Raw genomic sequence first — 2,487 nt, forward strand, 5'->3', positions numbered from 1 at the left:
GCAGTTAACAAGGGTGATTTTATCTATGAAGGGTCAACATTGTGTCATAATTTTGAACAACAAAATTTCTACTACACAAATTTCATAATCAATTGTCTCTTCGATTGTGATTACTGTTATTTGAAAGGCATGAACTTCTCTTCCCACATCTTATTCTTTGTTAATCTCTCAGATTACTTTCATGAATTAAGAAAGTCGATAATTGAAAAAGGAAAGCTTTATCTAAGTATATCTTATGATTCAGACATCCTTCTTTTTGAAGGAATCTATCCATTTTTAAAAGAATGGATGGCATTTGCTAAGGCAAATCCTCTAATAACTATAGAAATTCGGACTAAAACAGCCAATTATAAAAAATTTTTGAATTACTCTCCATTAGAAAATTTGATCATCACATGGAGTATATCCCCACAAGAAGTAATATCAAAGTACGAAAAAAACACCCCATCTTTAGAAAAAAGGTTAATGGCTGTATCTCAATTACTACAAAAAGGCTGGAAAGTCAATTTAGCGTTGGATCCAATACTTTATATAGGAGAAGATTGGAGAGAAAAATACAAGGAGTTTATTAACTCGATATCTGAGAACATTAACCTAAAGAAGGTTAACGCAATTACACTAGGAGTATTTAGAATTCCAGTTGACTATCTAAAAAGATTTAAAAAGTTTTTTAAATCCCCGATTGCATTTTTCCCTTATGATACTGTAAATGGCGTTTCTTCTTACCCTGAGGAATTAAAAAGTGAAATGATCGAATTCGTCTTTTCAGAATTAGAAAAAATATATGATAAGACTAATATATACGTAGTTTGATTTTTTTAAAAAAATAGACGGACAATTGTCCGTCATTATTTGGTGAATTCACTAATCAATTTTTTTACAAAAACAGGTAGAGAAAAAGATGCAACATGTACTTCTTCATCGTAATATTTAAGTTCTTTATCAAACTCCCTCACTCTTTCAGGGTCAAAATCTTTTATTGGATCCAAATTTTTTGAAGCAAACGTCCATGTCCAGGTACCTGGCATGTATTGAGGTACATAACCCATGTACAATCGTGCTATATTGAAGGTATTGCTGATTCTTTTATACGCCCTTTTCATCCATTCCTTCTTCAAAAAAGGCTCCTCGGTTTGTGCAGAAAAAACTCCGTTTTCATTCAAGGCTTCAAAACAATTATGATAAAACTCTTCGGTGAAAAGTAGCCCACCTTCGCCTTCGGTGGGATCTGTGGAATCAATCAGTATAACGTCGAATTCATCTTTAAATTGAGAAACAAATTTACTTCCATCTTCATAAACTAATTCAACTTTTGGATTTTTTAACTCATAAGAAATGTTGGGTAAATAATTTAAAGCGGCTTCTACAACTTTTTTATCCAATTCACAAAGAACAACTTTCTCTACTGAATCATGCTTCAACACTTCTCTAACAGTTCCTCCATCCCCTCCACCGATTACCAAGACCTTTTTGGGGTCAGGATGTATGAACAAAGGAATGTGTGAGATCATTTCATGATAAACAAATTCATCTGAATCTCTCGTCATAATGACTCCATCTAACGAGAATAACTTTCCAAACGTCGGGGTCTCATAGATATCTATTCTTTGATATTCTGTTTGTTCGGTATAAATGTGATTAGTTATTTCTGTAAAGACCCCCACATTATGTAATTTATCGTACTCGGTAAAAATAGTATGTGGTAAGGTATAATTATTTTCAGTCATCAACTCACCTCCACTTTATGAGCGGAATTTTCAGGTACTCCAATAGAAGAAAAAAGTCCCCGTTTAAATTCTTGACTCTCCTGCCTTTTAGAATTTAAAGCATCTTTTAAATAGTAAAAAGCTTTCCAAGGATCGACAGAATCTCCACAAGTATATATATCTAAAGAAGCATAATTGTATTCAGGCCAAGTGTGTATTGCCAAATGAGATTCAGAAATAATTATTGCACCACTTACCCCATGAGGTAAGAATCTGTGAAAAGTTGAAGTAACTATTGTTGCCCCAGACTCAATGGCTGCTTTTTTCATTAAATACTCTATTTGTTGAACATCGTTTAGTATTTCTTCATCACAATCGTATAGTTCTGATATCAAATGTCTTCCTAGGGAATTTGCCATCTCTCAATCCTCCTTTAAAATATTTCTATCCATATTAAAGTGGCTGTTTTTGAGTTGCTTTTATTTTTTATAAAATGTTTCTTATTGGCTGAATAAAAAAAAGTCTCCTCTTTACGTACTAGATAAACTTCTTTGTTGAGGTATAACTCTATCTCTCCCTCAATTACATATCCTAACTCTACACCTTCATGAGGTTTTTCAATATCAGTTGAACAACCTGGTTGCAAAACTACTAAAGAAGGTTCTATATTTTCTGGTTCCGACATTGTTAAAAGAAGTTCTTCTTTAACTCCTTTTGGTGTATCATATATAGGTATTCGATCTTCTTTTGTAAAAACAATCTTTTCCTTATTTTCAAGATT

4 protein-coding genes are annotated in these 2,487 nt (G+C 32.6%); 1 reads left to right on the top strand and 3 read right to left on the bottom strand.

What is annotated here, in order from left to right; translation table 11 throughout:
- Positions 1–813, top strand: an 813-nt coding sequence (locus tag AA81_RS14245) for an SPL family radical SAM protein (RefSeq protein WP_103898851.1), incomplete at its 5' end; no start/stop codon positions are given.
- A gap of 35 nt (positions 814–848) precedes the next feature.
- Here AA81_RS14245 and speE read toward each other — a convergent pair.
- From speE to AA81_RS09090, 3 genes are all read right to left on the bottom strand, one after another.
- Entirely contained in the window at positions 849–1,727 is an 879-nt protein-coding gene (speE, locus tag AA81_RS09080; protein ID WP_103898852.1) for a polyamine aminopropyltransferase, read from the bottom strand.
- Positions 1,727–2,125 carry an adenosylmethionine decarboxylase gene (gene speD / locus AA81_RS09085; protein ID WP_103898853.1) on the bottom strand — a complete coding sequence of 133 codons (399 nt, stop codon included), beginning with the start codon at positions 2,123–2,125 and terminating at the stop codon, positions 1,727–1,729. Before speD ends, speE begins: the two co-directional genes overlap by 1 nt.
- Before the next feature lie 14 nt (positions 2,126–2,139).
- Positions 2,140–2,487: cupin domain-containing protein (locus tag AA81_RS09090; protein ID WP_146050373.1), on the bottom strand; the 348-nt coding region annotated here is incomplete at its 5' end.

This window comes from Petrotoga halophila DSM 16923, from assembly GCF_002924615.1.